The organism is Vibrio sp. 10N.286.49.B3 (genome assembly GCF_002873395.1).
GTDB lineage: Bacteria > Pseudomonadota > Gammaproteobacteria > Enterobacterales > Vibrionaceae > Vibrio.
This window is the reverse complement of sequence record NZ_MCUV01000035.1, coordinates 306,729-324,887: the sequence shown is the minus strand read 5'-3', so window position 1 is coordinate 324,887 and position 18,159 is coordinate 306,729. Positions and strand designations below refer to the sequence as shown.

Below are 18,159 nucleotides of genomic sequence, written 5' to 3'. Positions count from 1 at the left end.
GGAAAATACAATGACAATCGAAATTAATGTACCTGATATCGGTGCAGATGAGGTTGAAGTAACTGAGATTCTGGTTAACGTTGGCGACAAAGTTGAAGAAGAACAGTCACTGATCACTGTTGAAGGCGATAAAGCTTCGATGGAAGTTCCAGCTTCTCAAGCGGGTATCGTTAAAGAAATTAAAATCTCTGAAGGCGACTCAGTATCAACGGGTTCTCTTATTATGATTTTTGACGTAGAAGGTGCAGCAGCACCGGCTGCGCCAGTCGTTGAAGCAGTGGCACCTGCTGCTGTAGCGCCAGCATCGGTTGAACTTAAAGAAGTTCATGTTCCAGATATCGGCGGTGATGAAGTTGAAGTGACGGAAATCATGGTTGCTATCGGTGATAGCGTTGAAGAAGAACAGTCACTTCTTACTGTCGAAGGTGATAAGGCTTCAATGGAAGTACCAGCACCATTTGCAGGTACGGTCAAAGAAATTAAGATTGCTTCTGGTGACTCAGTATCGACGGGTTCTCTAGTCATGGTATTCGAAGTGGCTGGCTCAGGTGCTCCTGTTGCTACAGCCCCAGCGGCGGCACCAGTTGCTGCGGCTCCAGCAGCATCAGCTGAAAAAGAAGTAAACGTTCCAGATATCGGCGGTGATGAAGTAGAAGTTACTGAAATTATGGTCGCGGTTGGCGATATAGTAGAAGAAGAGCAATCTCTCATTACTGTGGAAGGCGACAAAGCATCAATGGAAGTACCAGCACCATTTGCTGGTACCGTTAAAGAAATCAAGATTGCAGCAGGAGATACGGTATCAACTGGCTCTCTAATCATGACGTTTGTTGTGGAAGGTGTCGCTCCAGTCGCCGCTTCAACTCCTGCACAGGCAGCAGTTCCAGCGGCATCGGCTCCTAAAGCAGAAACGGCAGCTCCAGCAACCGCAGGCGATTTCCAAGAGAACGGTGACTACGCACACGCCTCTCCAGTTGTTCGTCGTATTGCTCGTGAATTTGGCGTTAATCTTTCTAAAGTTAAAGGTACTGGTCGTAAGAGCCGCATTCTTAAAGAAGATGTTCAATCTTACGTTAAAGATGCGCTTAAGCGTTTAGAGTCTGGTGCTGCAGCATCGAGCAAAGGTGGTGACGGTTCTGCTCTTGGTCTACTACCATGGCCAAAAGTTGATTTCAGCAAGTTTGGTGATACAGAAGTACAGAAACTTTCTAAGATTAAGAAAATTTCGGGTGCTAACCTGCACCGTAACTGGGTAATGATCCCGCATGTTACTCAGTGGGATAATGCTGATATCACTGAGCTAGAAGCATTCCGTAAAGAACAGAATGCTATCGAAGCGAAGAAAGATACAGGCATGAAGATCACGCCACTGGTGTTCATCATGAAAGCTGTCGCGAAAGCGTTAGAAGCATTCCCAGCGTTTAACTCGTCTCTATCTGAAGACGGTGAAAGCATTATTCTGAAGAAATATGTCAATGTTGGTATCGCTGTTGATACGCCAAATGGTCTTGTGGTTCCAGTCTTTAAAGATGTAAACAAGAAAGGTATCTACGAGCTATCTGAAGAGCTAATGGTAATTTCTAAGAAAGCACGTTCTGGCAAACTAACCGCTTCAGATATGCAAGGTGGCTGTTTCACGATTTCTAGCCTAGGTGGTATTGGCGGTACAGCATTTACCCCAATTGTAAATGCACCTGAGGTTGGTATCTTAGGGGTATCGAAATCAGAGATTAAGCCAGTCTGGAACGGTAAAGAATTTGAGCCACGTTTACAGCTTCCATTGTCATTATCATACGATCACCGTGTGATTGATGGTGCAGAGGGCGCTCGTTTCATTACTTTCCTAAACAGTGCTTTGTCTGACATTCGTCGCCTAGTACTATAGGAATAATGATTAAGGTGGCTTTGCAGTCACCTTAATTTTTAATCAAGATAAATCGATTGGACAATAATGTCATTGTTGGGGTTACTGGTTTGACACTACGAGCAATGAATTGTTGTCTAGCTCACAGGCTAACTTGATGCTACTTTCACTGCATTAACATCTCTGTAAAATATGGAGAAGGTTTGAAAGGCATTTTAAGAGAAGGTAATACTTCGCCTGTTAGGGATAATGACTACAAGAGGTCACAATGAGCAAAGAAATTAAAGCCCAAGTTGTTGTACTTGGTGCAGGTCCTGCTGGTTATTCAGCTGCTTTCCGCTGCGCAGATTTAGGTCTAGAAACTGTAATCGTTGAACGTTACAGCACGCTAGGTGGTGTTTGTCTTAATGTTGGTTGTATTCCATCAAAAGCACTACTTCATGTATCAAAAGTAATCGAAGAAGCAAAAGCATTAGCGGATCACGGCATTGTATTTGGTGAGCCGCAAACGGATATTAATAAAATTCGTTTATGGAAAGATAAAGTAATTAACCAACTAACTGGCGGTCTTGGCGGTATGGCTAAGATGCGTAAAGTTAACATTGTTAATGGCTTTGGTAAGTTCACAGGTCCTAACTCAATTGAAGTTGATGGCGAAGATGGAAAAACCACTGTTAACTTTGATAATGCTATCGTTGCAGCAGGCTCGCGCCCAATTAAACTGCCATTTATTCCTCATGAAGACCCTCGTATTTGGGACTCAACCGATGCGCTAGATTTAAAAGAAGTACCAGGTAAATTACTTATCATGGGTGGTGGTATCATTGGCCTTGAAATGGCAACGGTTTACCATTCATTAGGTTCTAAAATCGATGTGGTTGAGATGTTTGATCAAGTTATCCCAGCAGCGGATAAAGACATCGTTAAAGTTTACACAAAGAAAATTAAGAACAAATTCAACCTAATGCTAGAAACGAAAGTAACAGCGGTTGAAGCGAAAGAAGATGGTATTTACGTATCAATGGAAGGCAAGAAAGCACCAACAGAAGCTGAGCGTTATGACGCTGTACTTGTTGCTATTGGTCGTGTTCCTAATGGTCAATTAATGGATGCTGAAAAAGCCGGCATTGAAGTTGATCAACGTGGCTTCATTAATGTTGATAAGCAAATGCGCACCAATGTTCCACATATCCATGCGATTGGTGATATTGTTGGCCAACCAATGCTTGCTCATAAAGGTGTGCATGAAGGTCATGTTGCCGCTGAGGTTATTGCGGGTAAGAAGCACTACTTTGACCCTAAAGTTATCCCATCAATTGCTTATACTGAGCCAGAAGTTGCTTGGGTAGGTAAAACAGAAAAAGAAGCAAAAGCAGAAGGCTTGAACTTTGAAGTGGCGACTTTCCCTTGGGCTGCATCAGGGCGTGCGATTGCTTCTGATTGTGCTGAAGGTATGACGAAGCTTATCTTTGATAAAGAGTCTCACCGCGTGATCGGTGGCGCTATCGTTGGTACCAATGGTGGTGAACTGTTAGGTGAAATTGGCCTTGCTATTGAGATGGGTTGTGATGCAGAAGATATCGCATTGACAATCCACGCTCACCCAACACTGCATGAATCTGTTGGTCTAGCTGCTGAAGTCTTTGAAGGGACAATTACTGACTTACCAAATGCAAAAGCAGTAAAAAGAAAAAAATAAAGATAGAATTCTTTAAATAAAAAGACCGCTGAATATTCAGCGGTCTTTTTGTATGATCTGTTGTTTACTCTAAATAAGGAAAGTGAGATTACTTATAAATGCAGAGCATGTTCATGTAGCTTTCTGATAAATCGCATAATTTAATGTGAGAGTATTCAATGTTGTCTGTTTGTATGCGATTTGCTTGTAAAAATAGTGAGTAGCATAAACCATGAAATAAGCTCGCTAAATGACGCGTTTGATGTTGTGAGCAGATTTCACCACGCTCGATACCTTTAGCGAAAATATTTTCAATGAGTAGTTGATTAGTATGGTTGGCATGAACAAATAAAGGCCACACTTCTTCACGAGTCGATGCGCTCCACTCAAACCAGACTTTAACCCAGTCTTCATTTTTTTGTACTAGGGCAAGCATTGCTGTAGTGATGTTATAAAGGTTATCTTTTACATGGCGATCAAAGTCGATGTTCTCAACAAGAAAGTTCGAGAATTGACTGACGGTGTGATTAAGTATTTCATCAACCAGATCTTCACGAGTTGGGAAGTAATTAAACGTTGTGGCAACTGAAATACCAGCTATCTCTGCAATATCAGCATGTCCCCCACGACCAATTCCACGTCGAGCAAATACACCTAATGCTACTTCCATGAGCTGTAATTTTCGTTTCTGAGGTGAAAGCCTCGTTCTTGTTTTCGGTGCTGTAGTATTCATTGCTATTCCTTGCCAAGTGATTTATATGCACATTACTGACTATGCTGTCATTATGTTTTATTTACTATTGAGTGTAATGATGCATATGGGGCTGTCAACTCATTTAGAGGCTATCATGCTGATAATCTTAATCTTAATCAAAAAAAACAATATTTTCTCATAAATGAGAATTAGTGAGCGAATGGGAAACGCTTTAATTTAACTTCTATGAAATGTTAAGATAGCGGCGCAGTAAGTCGGCATTTTACTTTGTGTGTTCTATCATTGATGGGGCATTAAAGATAAAAATGCGATTATCATCCAATGAATTGAGAACAACATGAAGCATACAGTTGAAGTTATGATCACTGAGCAAGAAGTTCAGGATCGAGTACGAGCGTTAGGTCAACAGATCACCGAGCATTATCAGGGTAGTAATGAGTTAGTCTTAGTCGGGCTGTTACGAGGTTCTTTCGTTTTTATGGCTGACTTATCTCGTGCAATAGACTTGATTCATCACGTCGATTTCATGACAGCATCAAGCTACGGCAATAGCATGGAAAGCTCACGAGATGTGCGCATTCTGAAAGACCTTGATGATGATATAAAAGGTAAGGATGTTTTACTTGTTGAAGATATTATCGACACAGGTAACACGCTAACAAAAGTCGTGGAGATATTATCTTTACGAGAGCCTAAATCGATTCAAATCTGTACTTTACTTGATAAGCCATCACGTCGTGAAATTGAAGTGGATGCTAAATGGATTGGTTTTTCTATTCCTGATGAGTTTGTGGTTGGTGTGGGTATTGATTACGCACAAAAATACCGTCACTTATCTTACATTGGTAAAGTGGTTCCGCAAGAGTAATATACCTTGCTAAATAAATGACAAAAATGCCCATAAATCAGCGGATATTATGGGCATTTTTATATCTTAATAAAAGCGAGCTAATGGTATAACTCTGGTAAAGAGATTAGTTAAGATTGAGAATCTTAGCGAGAGCCGCCTGATAGGATGCCTCTAAATCTTCTCGGTTTGAGCTACGTAAACCAAGATCTTCTAACTTACCATCACCGATTCCATAGACGACGCCGTGGATCTCAACTTCCTGTCCGCGCTCCCATGCACTTTGCATCACCGTTGAATTACCGACGTTATAAACTTGCTCTGCTACATTGATTTCACACAGTTTATCACCCCATTCTTCACGAGGTAGCTGTTCAAAAACATTACGATGTTTGAGGTACAAATCTCGAATGTGAAGTAGCCAGTTGTTGATAAGCCCAAGTTGTGGATTATCTATTGCAGCATTGACACCGCCACAACCATAGTGACCGCAAACTATAATATGGTTGACTTTTAATACATCAACAGCGTATTGCAGTACAGAAAGGCAGTTTAAATCGGTATGAATAACTTGGTTAGCGACATTACGGTGAACAAATAACTCTCCAGAATATAATCCAGTCAAGCGCTCTGCTGGTACACGACTATCAGAACAGCCTATCCAAAGGAAACCTGGGTTTTGACCTTCTTCTAGTTTTGAAAAATACTCAGGCTTCTTCGCTTTAATGGATTCTGACCAAATCGAATTATTTTCAAAAAGTTCTTTAATTTCTGGCATCTTATTTCCCTTATAATACTTCAGACACTATACACAATGTCTAAATTTTCTTCCTATCTTTATTCTCAGAAAAGAACTCATCTGATGTCTGTGACACTTATATTTATGATGAGCTCAACTTGAATCCGTTCAGTGAGTAAGCGGTAATGCTATTGCTCAGCTTAAAATAGAGAGGTCATCGTCATTTAAAATTAAGTGATAACAATATACCACTCTTTTTATAGTGAGGATAATTCTGTTTTATCCCTGAATTTTCTGCGAATCTTAACAGTAAAGTGGTATAAAAGAGCCATTAAAGTTACTACGTTAGAGCAAGGTATCGCATTTTATGTATGCATTAGAAATTGAACAGTTGCGTAAAACCTACGCTGGTGGGTTTGAAGCATTAAAAGGTGTCAGCTTACAAGTGGAGAAAGGCGATTTTTATGCGCTTTTAGGACCAAATGGAGCAGGAAAGTCGACTACGATAGGCATCATTTCTTCTTTAGTGAATAAGACTTCAGGTAGCGTAAAGGTATTTGGTCATAATATCGATCAAGACTTAGAGCGAGCTAAGCAGCATTTAGGACTTGTTCCTCAAGAGTTTAACTTCAATCAATTTGAAACTGTCGAGCAAATTGTTTTACAGCAGGCTGGTTATTACGGTGTACCGAAGCCCGTTGCAAAAGAAAGAGCTAAAAAATATCTTACTCAATTAGATTTGTGGGATAAAAAAGCAGAACGAGCTCGTAACTTATCAGGCGGTATGAAGCGTCGTTTGATGATAGCGCGCGCCTTAATGCATGAGCCGCAACTGCTTATTTTAGATGAGCCAACCGCTGGGGTTGATATTGAACTACGTCGCTCGATGTGGGAATTTTTACAGAAGATCAACCAGCAGGGGATCACGATCATTTTGACGACACACTACCTTGAAGAGGCTGAGATGTTGTGTCGTAATATTGGTATTATCAATCGTGGTGAGTTAATTGAAAATACGACAATGAAGTCCCTGCTTGGTAAGCTTAAGGTTGAAACGTTTATTTTAGATCTTCTACCAGGTAGCGCAGAGCCAGAACTAAAAAGCGTTAATAAATCACATTATAATAATGGTTCTTTGGAAGTAGAAATAGACAAAAGCCAGCCATTAAATGATGTATTTTCAGAGTTAACTGAGCAAGGTATCAAAGTGTTATCTATGCGAAATAAAGCGAACCGTTTAGAAGAGTTATTTATTCGTATCGTTAACGAACAAGGTGATAAGTAATGTATCAACAATATTGGACAGCATTCAAAAGTTTATTAACAAAAGAAATCGTACGTTTTACGCGAATTTGGGTACAAACGATTGTCCCACCTGCGATCACTATGTCTCTTTATTTTATCATTTTTGGTAACTTGATTGGTTCGCGAATTGGTGAAATGAATGGCTTTAGTTACATGGAATATATTGTTCCTGGTTTAATTATGATGTCAGTTATCACTAACTCATATTCCAACGTAGCCTCCTCTTTCTTTAGTGCTAAATTACAAAAGAATATCGAAGAGCTATTAGTTGCACCGGTACCTAATTACATCATTATTGCTGGTTACGTTATGGGTGGTGTGACGCGAGGATTAGCGGTCGGTGCGATCGTTACTTTTGTTTCGTTATTCTTTGTCGATCTACAAATCCAGCATTGGGGTGTAATCATAGTAACGGTATTTTTAACATCGGTCGTTTTTGCACTTGGTGGATTAATTAATGCTATTTTTGCGAAAACCTTTGATGATATTTCGATAATACCGACTTTCGTGTTAACTCCACTGACTTACTTAGGTGGTGTGTTTTACTCGATCAGTTTACTGCCTGAGTTTTGGCAAGGTGTATCTAAACTCAACCCAATTGTTTACATGGTGAATGCATTCCGTTACGGATTCCTAGGTGTATCTGATGTGGGTATCGTCGCTTCATTTAGTGTATTAGGTCTGTTTATTATCAGTTTATACTCTGTTGCTTACTACCTAGTAACGAAAGGTATTGGTTTAAGAAGTTAATATCGTAAAAAGCCAAGAGTTATCGAATACTCTTGGCTTTTTAATGTGTTGAGCTAAGTAAAACTTATTCTGTAGACTCGCTTGCTTCAGGCTCTTCTTTTGCTTCAACAGTAAGATCAAAAACCTGATTATCAATCAAGCGAACTTTGCCTAAAAATGCAGCCATTAAAATGACGGCTTGGCTTGATTCTGAATTGATAGATTGCAGCGTTCTTGCATCACGAATAAAAATCTCATCAGGTTGCAAACCCGCAGCACGTAACTGGTCACTTGCATCTTCAATCACAGAGGCATAGTCATCTCTACCAGCACGAACAGCACTGCTAATCCAACGCATGGTGCGAGCAAGAACAGGGGCTCTTTGGCGCTCATCCATCGTTAGGTTACCGTTACGAGAACTCATGGCTAACCCATCCATTTCACGAACGGTAGGTACACCAATAACGGTGATATCTAAGGCAAGATCCAAAGTCATCTGGCGTAAGACAGCAAGTTGTTGGTAGTCTTTTTCACCAAAGCATGCAACATCGGGTTGCACGATATTGAATAACTTTGTCACTATGGTTGCAACACCACGAAAGTGCCCTGGTCTTGAGGCACCTTCTAGCATTTGAGATAACCCAGGTACTTCAACAAACGTCTGCTTATCTAGCCCTTCCGGATACATGATTTCTGGTGTTGGTGTAAATACAAGTTCGACACCTTCACCATTTAATTTACTTAAGTCATCTTCTAGTGTGCGAGGGTAGTTGTTAAGATCGTCAGCACGTTCAAATTGCATTGGATTAACAAAAATACTCACGACTACAATATCAGCCTGTTCACGAGCTTTACGAACAAGTGTTAAGTGACCTTCATGCAAATTACCCATTGTTGGGACAAAAGCAATAGTACGGTCATCACGTTTAAACTGTTTAATTTGTTCACGTAATAGAGCAATTTCAGCAAAAGTTTGCATGCTGTCTCCTAAGCAATAGTATGAGCATCATCAGGGAAAGTTGCATCGGCAACATCTTGAATGTACTTAGCAACTGCAGTACGCATATCCCCAGTTTCAGCAAGGAAGTTCTTAGAGAAGCGAGGCATATAGTTTGCTGAAATACCAAACATGTCATGCATTACTAAGATCTGTCCATCTGTTACATTACCAGCACCGATACCAATAACAGGAACATCACATGCTTTTGTGATGCGCTCGGCAAGTTCAGCAGGAACACACTCAAGTAGGACGATTTGTGCACCAGCATTTTGTAGCGTTAATGCATCAGCAACCATTTTATCGGCCTGCTCTTGATCGCGACCTTGAATTTTGTAGCCACCAAAAATATTCACTGACTGTGGTGTTAAACCAAGGTGAGCACAAACAGGTACAGCTCGCTCCGCAAGCATGCTGACAGTTTCAGCTAACCAGCTTCCACCTTCAAGTTTTACCATATTTGCTCCAGCTCGCATTAGCGTTGCTGCGTTCTTACAAGCTTCTTCTGGCGTTGCGTAGCTCATAAATGGCATATCAGCCATTAGTAGACTATTTGGGCTACCAGCACGTACTCCGCGCGTGTGGTAAGCAATATCTTCAACTGTTACTGGCAAAGTATCAGGTTGACCTTGCAATACCATACCTAAAGAGTCACCAACTAATAATACTGGCATCTCTTGGCTTTCAAACAGTTGAGCAAAACTTGCATCATAAGCAGTAGAAGAAGCAAATTTGCGACCTTCCGCTTTGTATTTGCGAAGATCATTAATTGTGATTTTTTTCATTAATTATCCTTACTAGGATCTGGCTATTTATGCCAAATACTAAGCCCGTTTTTATCAACACGGTCTATTAGCGTTGTTAGCTTCGTCCCATCAGGGAGTTGTAAATTTGGTGCGATTTCTGCGAGTGGATAAAGAACAAACTCACGTTCAGCCATACCATGATGAGGTACAGTTAAGCGTTCAGAATCGATCACCTCATTGCCATATAAGATAATATCGAGATCTAGTGTTCTAGGTCCCCAACGTTCATCTTTACGGACACGCCCTTGCTCTTGCTCAATGGCCTGTGTGCAATCAAGTAGTTCAAGAGGCGTTAATTGGGTTTTTATCGCGACAACAGCATTAATATAATCGGGCTGATTTTGTGGCCCCATTGGAGTGCTGCTGTAGAGTTGAGACGAACAAATAAACGCACTCTGCGGCAATGTTTTTAGTGCATTGATCGCACTGTTCGCTTGAGTGATAGGATCGGCTAAGTTACTACCGATCGCTATATATACCGTTATCATTCTGCCGATTTACTCTTTTTATTACGATAGTTATTACGGCGGCGGTTCGGCTTACCTGGTGCGGCAAGATCGTTTGCCATTGCTTGACGCATATTTCGTCCAGCGCTTTGGAATCTTTCCCACCATTTGGCTAATTTTGCGGTTTCACCACCTTCGATCTCACCACGCATTGCGAGGAAATCGTAACCAGCACGGAATTTATTCAGTTCCATGAGTCTAAATGCACGCTTACCACTGCGACGTGGCAGGCGAAGTTGCAGTTGCCAAATTTCACGAATCGTAGCCGTATGACGACGGGGAATAGCAATGCTCTTTACTTGTTGATCAAGTACGACATTACTTGCTTCCATAATGGCATCATATTCAGCCATGCCTTGCTCTACCATCATTTGATCAGCAAGCGCTTTCACTGGATACCATAAAATAGCGGCAAACATGAAAGCAGGGTTGATGCGTTTATCTTCTTCAATACGCTGATCGGTAGAGTCGAGAGCGAGATCTAACATCTGTTCTGTTTGTGATGCGTAGTCAGCGGTAAACTGCTCAGAAATCAGAGGGAACATCTGTTGAAATAGATTGTATTCACGCATTAAGTGATACGTTTCAAGACCATAGCCTGATTGTAGAAGCTTTAGAGACTCTTCAAACAAGCGTGCTGCTGGAATATCTTGTAGCAGATGTGCAAGATGCTCAATAGGATCAGCGGTATCTTCTTCGATATCAAAATCTAATTTGGCAGCAAAACGGATAGCGCGCAGCATTCGTACTGGATCTTCTCTGTAGCGAACTTCAGGTTCACCGATAAGACGAATCAGTCTATCTTCAAGATCTTCCATGCCGCCAGCATAATCGTGGATGCTGTAATCTGCGATGTTGTAGTACATTGCATTGATCGTGAAATCACGGCGCTCAGCATCTTCTTCCACCGTACCGTAGACATTATCACGCAGTAACATGCCTTCTTTCGATTGTGCTGAAACGTTTTTATCGGGTTCTTGATGGTGACCACGGAAGGTTGCGACCTCAATAATATCACGACCAAACATGATATGAGCTAAGCGAAACCTACGGCCAATAAGACGGCAGTTACGAAATAGGTTTTTGATTTGCTCTGGTGTGGCATTGGTCGCAATATCAAAATCTTTAGGCTGTTGGTCTAAGAGCAGATCTCGGACACCACCACCGACTAAATAGGCATCAAAGCCCGCACCATTCAGTCGATAAAGAACTTTAAGCGCATTATCGCTGATCTGCTTACGTGAGATATTGTGCTCTTGGCGAGTTGTAATATTCAGATCGATATCTCCGTGTTCGCGTTCATCGCGTGGGGTATTGTCGTTTTTATTCATTAGCTTATGGCAAAGATTGGTATCGCCAACTCTGCATTACTTAGTCCTAAAATGGATCGGCTCTATGTTATTGTGGGCTATAATAGCCTAGAGTGAGGCGTTTGAGAATCTTGGCGTTATCTTGTTCTCTGTAGTTAACAGCGATAGATGCCAATTTTGACAGCCCCACTTAATCACTTCATCGATAGTTAAGTCATTCATATCTCTGTGGATATTAAAACCTAAAAAGTGCATTGCTTGCAATAATGTTGGCTTTGGATCCTGTAAGTCAATCGCTGTAGCATGATTTTGCTTGGATAGTTTTTGACCGTATACATCTAGCGCTAATGGCAAGTGTACATAATCAACAGGCGTCACATTCAAATTATGGTAGAGACTGATCTGCCGACCGGTTGGCTCAATGAGGTCTGCACCTCTTACTACCTCAGTAACCTTTTGGTCAATATCATCTAATACTACCGCCAAATTATAGGCAAATAAGCCATCGCGACGTTTGATGATGAAATCTTCACGGGCAAGGGCTTTAGGTATAATAACGTCGCCATGTTTCTGATCGATGAATGTTTCGACCGGATGATTCATTACGACTCTAACAGCGCTGTTTTCTGGTGTATTAATCGCAGCATTGCGACAAGTGCCAGGGTAGTAGCCACCTTGCTCTTTTATTTGTTTACGAGTGCACTGACAGTAATAGGCTTTATTTTCTAACAACCACTGGTCAATTTGCGCTTGATAAAAGTCATGGCGCTGACTTTGGTAAACAATATTGCTATCCCAATAGAGGTGGTAGCTTTCAAGCGTTTTTAATATCAGGTCTGCTGCTCCTGGCATTTCACGAGGAGGGTCGAGATCTTCCATTCTAACTAACCATTGCCCATTATTTGATCGAGCTTGGAAATAGCTCCCTAAAGCAGCAACGAGCGATCCAAAATGCAGTGGCCCTGATGGTGATGGGGCAAAACGTCCCACGTAAGGGGAGGTGCGATTGAATGTGGTGGCGTTTTCGTTGTTCATATCAATAGAATAAAGCAATGGTTAATTAAAAAAGGGAGCCGAAGCCCCCTTTATAAACAAGTGCAGGATTAACCTTGCATCTGTTTTTCTTTGATTTCAGCAAGCGTTTTACAGTCGATACATAAATCAGCTGTAGGGCGAGCTTCAAGGCGGCGAATACCGATTTCGATACCACATGAATCACAGAAACCGAAATCTTCTTCTTCAATCTTATTGAGTGTCTTTTCGATTTTTTTGATTAGGCGGCGTTCGCGGTCTCGGTTACGAAGCTCTAAGCTAAACTCTTCTTCTTGAGAGGCACGGTCAACTGGGTCAGGAAAGTTAGCTGCTTCGTCCTGCATGTGGTTAACAGTACGATTTACTTCTTCCCTGAGTTGGTTGCGCCATGCATCCAAAATCTTTGTAAAATGATCCGTTTGCTCAGGTGACATGTACTCTTCACCTGCTTTTGCTTGGTACGGTTCAACACCGGCAATGGCTAGGATGCCTAGCGCTTTTTTTCTTGTTTCTGGCATACCGCATCTCCTACTTACACCTAGTCAACTGCAATACAGTTAATTTGAGGCGGCTATCTATAGCAGAAAGTCCCCGTGGTGGCAAATAATCAATAGTAAACTTAAGTACAATATGTAACTAACTTAATTTTTCAATGCGTTATAAAGTTAATTTTGTATTTTATTTTAAGCTCTTACTTGCTAATGGTTGCTTTACATTTTTATCGTAGGGCAACACCCGCTTGGCGCTTCCATTCACTATGATAATGATGAATGTTTCGAGCTTATATGGTGTGCAGTTGGTGAGATTTCAATCCCTGGAAATAAAACAATGGATAAAAATACGCCTCAGTCGCGTAATTGGATCAAAATTGTGAGTTCGCGCAGGTCTTTTTCGCTCGGTATTCCAGATGGGGTGCGATTAACTTATTTAGTTGTGATACACCTCCGATGACAAAAAAGTACCAAAAGAGGCTATAAAAGTCCTAACTATTACTTTTGTCAGTAACTAGATTGAAAGTAGCAATAAAATGAATTGCTTAATATTAGGAGAAAAACAATGAAAACTGTATTGAATAATATCAAAGCGTTCATGCGTGATGAAGAAGGACTGACAGTGGTTGAGTATGTAATTGGTGCAGCGTTACTCGTTGCGGCGTTAACAGCAGTGTTTGGTTCATTAAAAACAGATTTAGCTGAAAAATTGACATCAACAATAAGTTCAATTGGCAAGTAGTAATAATTATACATTATCAATAAAAGTATTTAACTCTGACAATAAGAAAAAATAGACACAACAGTAAGGAATAAATATGAAATTTCAGGCTGTAAAATGTTTTTTTCTTGATGAAGAAGGTTTAACTGCTGTTGAATATGTTATTGGAGCTGCATTACTAGCAGGAGCCCTGTTAAGCCTTTTCTTAGGCTATCAGGGTACATTAATTACAAAAATACAATCGATTTTACAGTGATGGTTAAACTAAAATTACAATATATAGGCAGCGAAACGTGAATATTACTATCTGGGCATTGTTGGTTGTTATAGCTGTTTATGATGCCAGAGAACACCGTATTCCGAATGTATACCTCATGCTGCTGCTTGTATTACACAGCATTGTAATTATCACCAATAGTACAGCGCTATGGCACTCTTTTAGCGGCGCTTTACTTGGAGGTGTAGTGTTATTTAGTGGTGCATTACTTCTCTATCTATTAAAAGCAATGGCACCAGGCGATGTAAAATTTCTTGGTGTAATTGGTTTTCTTGTTGGTTGGGGAAACTTATTAGCGGTGAGTTACTGGATTTTATTGGCAGCAGGAGTTGTTGCACTATTTGATTACATTCTATTAAAGCGACCCAATGCTAACTTATTGAGAGGTTTTTCATCGGTTCGTGATTCAACCTTGTCCACTCAAATATTTATTAGTGAACGTGGTTTTGTGCGCCGTGAAAATTGCCAAAAAATGCCTTTTGCTCCTTCTGCTGTTTTAGGGCTTGCTTTATTTTATTATTTTTAGGAGCTCTGCTATGAAAGAGCAGGTAAACAGTGAAGAAAAATCGTTTAATACGCCTACATCTCCAGTTCCTCAAGTCTCAGCCCCTCAAGTCCCGACAACCTTTAGCGAACTAAATGTTCCAGTTGCAGTGTTAGAGAATTTAATACTAAAACACTTAGCAGCTTACCCTAAATCTGATTTACGTCAATTGGCGCTATTAATGGCGATAAACAGTCATATGATAGAGGAATTGTTACTTAATCTGAGGAAAAATAACTACCTTGAGGTTTTTCAACCCCTCGCAAGCCTTAGTAGTACATTTTCTAGTAATACCCAAGGTAATGTTCGTTATGCACTGTCAGAGTTAGGGGCTAAGGAGGCGAATAAGGCTTTTGTGAAAGATGCATATCTTGGGCCTACTCCTGTTTCCTTAGCCAATTATACCCAAATGGTTATTGCGCAGGATGTTCGAAACAACAAGGTTACACGCCCTGATGTCGAGCGATCTTTAGAGGATGTGTTCGGTGTTGAGCGCCTTATCTCGGTTTTAGGCCCTGCCATTAATTCAGGTCGAGCGCTTCTATTATATGGTGATGCCGGGATGGGGAAAACATTTGTAGCGACTCGATTACTGAATGCATTGAAGACCTCAGTATACATACCTCATGCTGTTTACGCTGATGGCAATGTGATTAAAGTTTTGTCTTCTCAGCATCATCAACGGGTAACAGAAAATAAAACCGATTCCATTGTATTTAAAGATCAATATGATGCTCGCTGGGTGCTATGCCATAGACCAAGTGTACAAGTTGGTGGTGAGTTGACCATGGACATGCTAGAGGTTAACCATACTGAGCATAATCGAGTGTGGATGGCCCCGTTACAAATGATGGCCAATAACGGCATTTTTATTATTGATGATTTAGGGCGTCAAGCGATGCCTGTCGATGCTCTGTTAAATCGATGGATTGTGCCAATGGAGTATTCTTATGACTACCTTTCCTTACCTAATGGCCAGCAGATAAGTGTTCCTTTTGTTTTAACTCTCGCCTTTTCAACAAACTTAAGCCCTAAAAAAATAGCCGACCCAGCCTTTTTAAGACGGCTTGGTTATAAGATTCAATTTAACCCTTTAACAGAGTCTGAGTACATTCAGTTATGGCGCACTGTAGCAAAAGAAAGGCAGTTGACTCTTGATGAATCAGCAATCACGACTACGCTAGAGTTACATCGTATTCATCAGGTTGATTATATCCCTTGTTTACCAAGAGACTTAGCTGGAATCTGTCGTGATATTGCCGCATTTGAAGCTTTAGAGCCGATCGTAACAGCGAATATGTTGAATAAGGCTTGGAGTGTTTACTTTACTACTGAGCCCCAAGGAGATTCACAATGAGTCGAAGTCAAATAATTATACTGCTCTTGCTATCAATCGTGTTTGGTTTAGCGGCTGTTTTTTTTGCTAAACAGTGGATGGAAAATCAAACACAACTGCAACCACAAGTTGATGTAAAGGTAGTGGAAAGAGAGCCTGTTATCATTGCAGCGCTAGAAATACCGGCTGGGACAGTAATAGAAGATCGTCACTTAACCACTAAATTACTTGAAAAAGAGTGGCGTAGTGATAATCAGTTTACTGCTGAAGATGAGTTAATAGGGCAAGTGGCATCCAATAATATTTACCCAGGTGAGATTATTTTACCCTTCCGATTAGGCGTCAACGGTGAAGGTTCAACTTTTGCTACGTTGATCCCTGAAGATAAACGAGCAGTAACCATTCGGGTTAATGATGTCATTGGGGTGGCAGGCTTTCTATTACCCGGAAATAGAGTTGATGTATTAAATACCATAACCAAGGGTAAAAATTCCGCAAACACCGAAACAGTATTGAAAAATATTAAAGTATTAGCGATTGACCAAACGGCTAGAACGAAAGAAAACAAACCTCTGATCGTCCGAGCAGTAACGCTTGAGGTTTCTCCTTTAGAAGCGGAAAAGTTGCTTAGTGCGCGCAGTAAAGGGGCAATCCAGCTCACGTTGCGCAACCCCAATACGCCACCACCACCGCCACCGAAAAAAATGAAATATAAAAAACGTTACGTCGCACCCAGTGTCACCATCATTAAAGGGACGCAGTCTTCGAATGTTCGAGTCAATAATTGAGGTGATAGATGAAAAATTTAGTTGTGTCGTTAATTGTTACTGTTTTTATGAGCTTTTCTGCTTGGAGTTCAACTCAGACTGGGAAAACCATCACGGTCCCTCATCATAAATCGATACCGATCAAGTTGTCAGGTTCGGCAAAACGAGTCTCGTTGGGCGATCCTGATATATTGGATATTGTGATGCTTAAATCTAATGAGGCTTTTTTAATCGGTAAAAAGTTAGGAACAACCAATTTGATGGCTTGGGATCGTAGTGGAAAGCTAATTGAATCAATGAATATAGAAGTGACGCATGATCTTAACAGTTTAAAAGCCAAATTATATGACTTCTTACCTAATGAAACTATAGAGGTTCACAGTAGCCAAAATCGCCTGATCTTAAACGGTCAAGTAAGTTCACAGGCACAAATGAATACTGCTTTACGTGTCGCAGAAACTTACACGGCGGGTGTTTCTGCTGATAAAGAAGGGCAATCATTAAGCCAACAGGCAAATAAAACCGGTGTCATTAACTTAATGACTATAGGGGGTGCTCAGCAAGTGATGCTTGAGGTGACGATTGCCGAAGTTCAGCGCAGTTTAGTGCGAAAGTTTGATGCGAATTTTACTTTTTTCCAATCAAGTGGCTCAAACTTTACATGGGGAGCATCATCCGTTGCTTCTGGCATTATTGGAGCGACACCTATTTTTGATATTCCATCCTCAGGAGATTATGGGATATTAGGCTCATTTATTGATGGTAATACTCTATTTTCTTTTGCACTTGATGTGGCTAAGCAAAATGGTACTGCGAAGGTGCTGGCAGAACCGAATTTAACCACATTGAGTGGCTCAAAAGCGGAATTCTTAGCTGGTGGAGAATTCCCTATTCCTGTGCCAAATGACGATGGGGTCACTATTGAATATAAAGAGTATGGTGTAGGACTTAAATTTATCCCTACAATTTTAAGTGATCAAAAAATAAACTTAAACTTAGCGGTAGATGTCAGTGAAATAGCGAGTGCTAGTGCATTAACGTTAAGTCCTGGCGATACCAACGGTTCTTATATTATTCCGCCAATAACTCGTCGTAGTGCATCATCAACATTAGAATTAGCCGATGGGCAAACCATTGGGATTGCTGGTTTGTTAAGTGAGAATGTGCGCGATGTTTCAAATAAAATGCCTGGTTTTGGTGATATTCCTGTATTAGGCCAGTTATTTAATAGCCAGGAGTATGTGTCGGGAGAAACAGAGTTAGTGATATTGGTTACTCCAAGGCTTGCTAAACCGATAGATCGTAGCAAAGTCAGTCTACCAACCGATGCTTATGTAGAGCCTACCGATATGAAATATTATTTATTAGGGCAAGGTGCATATATTGCAGAACCATCTAACCAATCAAGAAAAAATGTACCGAGAAGCATGGATGATATAGATGACTCACAAGGTGGCTCGGAAGGTGTATTTGGACACAGTTTATAGATAACTAG

Annotated in this window: 19 protein-coding genes; 11 read left to right on the top strand and 8 right to left on the bottom strand. The window is 40.8% G+C overall.

The genetic code is table 11. The features are described from left to right. Positions 1–10: 10 nt before the first annotated feature. Positions 11–1,885 carry a pyruvate dehydrogenase complex dihydrolipoyllysine-residue acetyltransferase gene (aceF, locus tag BCU68_RS13645; RefSeq protein WP_102565296.1) on the top strand — a complete coding sequence of 625 codons (1,875 nt, stop codon included), beginning with the start codon at positions 11–13 and terminating at the stop codon, positions 1,883–1,885. 247 nt (positions 1,886–2,132) lie between these two features. Beyond that, entirely contained in the window at positions 2,133–3,563 is a 1,431-nt protein-coding gene (gene lpdA, locus BCU68_RS13640) for a dihydrolipoyl dehydrogenase (RefSeq protein WP_102565295.1), read from the top strand. A gap of 88 nt (positions 3,564–3,651) precedes the next feature. On the opposite strand, the gene BCU68_RS13635 is transcribed toward lpdA, so the two are convergent. Next, positions 3,652–4,275 carry a TetR/AcrR family transcriptional regulator gene (locus BCU68_RS13635; protein ID WP_102565294.1) on the bottom strand — a complete coding sequence of 208 codons (624 nt, stop codon included), beginning with the start codon at positions 4,273–4,275 and terminating at the stop codon, positions 3,652–3,654. Between the two features lie 319 nt (positions 4,276–4,594). Between BCU68_RS13635 and hpt the strand changes: the two genes are divergently transcribed. Next, the gene (gene hpt / locus BCU68_RS13630) at positions 4,595–5,125 is read left to right on the top strand and encodes a hypoxanthine phosphoribosyltransferase (protein ID WP_102565293.1); all 531 of its coding nucleotides are present in this window, start codon (positions 4,595–4,597) and stop codon (positions 5,123–5,125) included. 106 nt (positions 5,126–5,231) lie between these two features. Here the strand turns inward: hpt and can are convergent, their stop codons facing one another. Continuing rightward, on the bottom strand, positions 5,232–5,882 hold the full coding sequence (can, locus tag BCU68_RS13625) for a carbonate dehydratase (RefSeq protein WP_102565292.1): 651 nt from the start codon (positions 5,880–5,882) through the stop codon (positions 5,232–5,234). 328 nt (positions 5,883–6,210) lie between these two features. On the opposite strand from can, the gene BCU68_RS13620 reads away from it, so the two are divergent. Beyond that, a complete protein-coding gene (locus tag BCU68_RS13620; protein WP_102565291.1) occupies positions 6,211–7,128 on the top strand; it encodes an ABC transporter ATP-binding protein in 918 nt (305 codons plus the stop codon). Then, positions 7,128–7,898: an ABC transporter permease gene (locus tag BCU68_RS13615; protein ID WP_102565290.1), complete on the top strand. Its 771-nt coding sequence runs from the start codon at positions 7,128–7,130 to the stop codon at positions 7,896–7,898. Before BCU68_RS13620 ends, BCU68_RS13615 begins: the two co-directional genes overlap by 1 nt. A gap of 64 nt (positions 7,899–7,962) precedes the next feature. On the opposite strand, the gene panC is transcribed toward BCU68_RS13615, so the two are convergent. The 6 genes from panC to dksA all read right to left on the bottom strand — a co-directional run bounded on the left by panC (position 7,963) and on the right by dksA (position 13,046). After that, entirely contained in the window at positions 7,963–8,856 is an 894-nt protein-coding gene (gene panC / locus BCU68_RS13610; RefSeq protein WP_102565289.1) for a pantoate--beta-alanine ligase, read from the bottom strand. 8 nt (positions 8,857–8,864) lie between these two features. Then, on the bottom strand, positions 8,865–9,659 hold the full coding sequence (panB, locus tag BCU68_RS13605) for a 3-methyl-2-oxobutanoate hydroxymethyltransferase (RefSeq protein WP_102565288.1): 795 nt from the start codon (positions 9,657–9,659) through the stop codon (positions 8,865–8,867). A 23-nt stretch (positions 9,660–9,682) separates the two neighbouring features. After that, the gene (folK, locus tag BCU68_RS13600) at positions 9,683–10,168 is read right to left on the bottom strand and encodes a 2-amino-4-hydroxy-6-hydroxymethyldihydropteridine diphosphokinase (RefSeq protein ID WP_102565287.1); all 486 of its coding nucleotides are present in this window, start codon (positions 10,166–10,168) and stop codon (positions 9,683–9,685) included. Next, positions 10,165–11,517: a polynucleotide adenylyltransferase PcnB gene (pcnB, locus tag BCU68_RS13595; RefSeq protein WP_102565286.1), complete on the bottom strand. Its 1,353-nt coding sequence runs from the start codon at positions 11,515–11,517 to the stop codon at positions 10,165–10,167. The genes folK and pcnB overlap by 4 nt, the downstream gene beginning before the upstream one ends. A gap of 87 nt (positions 11,518–11,604) precedes the next feature. Beyond that, on the bottom strand, positions 11,605–12,531 hold the full coding sequence (gene gluQRS, locus BCU68_RS13590; protein ID WP_102565329.1) for a tRNA glutamyl-Q(34) synthetase GluQRS: 927 nt from the start codon (positions 12,529–12,531) through the stop codon (positions 11,605–11,607). 68 nt (positions 12,532–12,599) lie between these two features. Next, complete coding sequence (gene dksA / locus BCU68_RS13585) at positions 12,600–13,046, bottom strand: RNA polymerase-binding protein DksA (protein WP_102565285.1); 447 nt, start codon at positions 13,044–13,046, stop codon at positions 12,600–12,602. A 538-nt stretch (positions 13,047–13,584) separates the two neighbouring features. On the opposite strand from dksA, the gene BCU68_RS16895 reads away from it, so the two are divergent. From BCU68_RS16895 to BCU68_RS13565, 6 genes are all read left to right on the top strand, one after another. Then, positions 13,585–13,761 carry a Flp family type IVb pilin gene (locus BCU68_RS16895; RefSeq protein ID WP_133126149.1) on the top strand — a complete coding sequence of 59 codons (177 nt, stop codon included), beginning with the start codon at positions 13,585–13,587 and terminating at the stop codon, positions 13,759–13,761. 76 nt (positions 13,762–13,837) lie between these two features. After that, positions 13,838–13,996 carry a hypothetical protein gene (locus BCU68_RS17065; protein ID WP_198591736.1) on the top strand — a complete coding sequence of 53 codons (159 nt, stop codon included), beginning with the start codon at positions 13,838–13,840 and terminating at the stop codon, positions 13,994–13,996. Between the two features lie 37 nt (positions 13,997–14,033). Then, positions 14,034–14,543, top strand: coding sequence for an A24 family peptidase (locus BCU68_RS13580; protein WP_157935201.1), 510 nt, complete (start codon positions 14,034–14,036; stop codon positions 14,541–14,543). Positions 14,544–14,553: 10 nt separating this feature from the next. Then, a complete protein-coding gene (locus BCU68_RS13575; RefSeq protein WP_102565283.1) occupies positions 14,554–15,918 on the top strand; it encodes an AAA family ATPase in 1,365 nt (454 codons plus the stop codon). Beyond that, positions 15,915–16,685: a Flp pilus assembly protein CpaB gene (gene cpaB / locus BCU68_RS13570; RefSeq protein WP_102565282.1), complete on the top strand. Its 771-nt coding sequence runs from the start codon at positions 15,915–15,917 to the stop codon at positions 16,683–16,685. The genes BCU68_RS13575 and cpaB overlap by 4 nt, the downstream gene beginning before the upstream one ends. Before the next feature lie 8 nt (positions 16,686–16,693). Then, positions 16,694–18,151: a type II and III secretion system protein family protein gene (locus BCU68_RS13565; protein WP_102565281.1), complete on the top strand. Its 1,458-nt coding sequence runs from the start codon at positions 16,694–16,696 to the stop codon at positions 18,149–18,151. Positions 18,152–18,159 lie beyond the last annotated feature (8 nt).